General features: G+C 61.4%; 1 protein-coding gene. It reads right to left on the bottom strand.

Features of this window, described 5'->3' with window-relative positions; all coding sequences use genetic code 11:
• Nucleotides 1–526, bottom strand: a 526-nt coding sequence (locus EOA38_RS38530) for an N-acetylmuramoyl-L-alanine amidase (protein WP_145966368.1), incomplete at both ends; no start/stop codon positions are given.

Genomic DNA, 526 nt, shown 5'->3' with positions numbered 1-526 from the left:
AAACAAGGCAACGGCATTGGTTATGCTTTGCGCCGCCTTGCCGCGCCAGTCGGCGCTGAGGAGTTGCGCCTCGTCCTTGCTGTTGGAGAGATAGCCGAGCTCGACCAATACGGAGGGAACGTCGGGCGCCTTCAGCACCTTGAAGCCCGCCGAACGCTGTGGATTGTTGATCAGGCCGACGCTGGTCGACAACTGGCCGACCAGCGTGTGGGCAAAGCTCATCGAGAAGCCGTGCGTCTCGCGGCGGATCAGGTCGATCAGGATGTCGGTGACCTCCTTGTTGTCGTTCTCGATCTTCATGCCGGCGAACTGGTCCGACAGGTTTTCGCGATCGGCGAGCGCCTGGGCTTCGGGATCGGAGGCCTTGTCGGAGAGCGTGTAGACAGTGGCGCCGCGGAGACCCTTGACGGCAATCGTGTCGGCATGGATGGAGATCAGAAGATCGGCTTCGTGCTGGCGGGCGATGCGCACGCGGTCGTCAAGCGTGAGGTAAACGTCGTTCTCCCGCGTCATGTACACTTCGTAT

This window comes from Mesorhizobium sp. M1E.F.Ca.ET.041.01.1.1, assembly GCF_003997355.1.
Taxonomy (GTDB): Bacteria; Pseudomonadota; Alphaproteobacteria; order Rhizobiales; family Rhizobiaceae; genus Mesorhizobium.
This window is presented reverse-complemented; position numbering and strand designations above follow the sequence as displayed.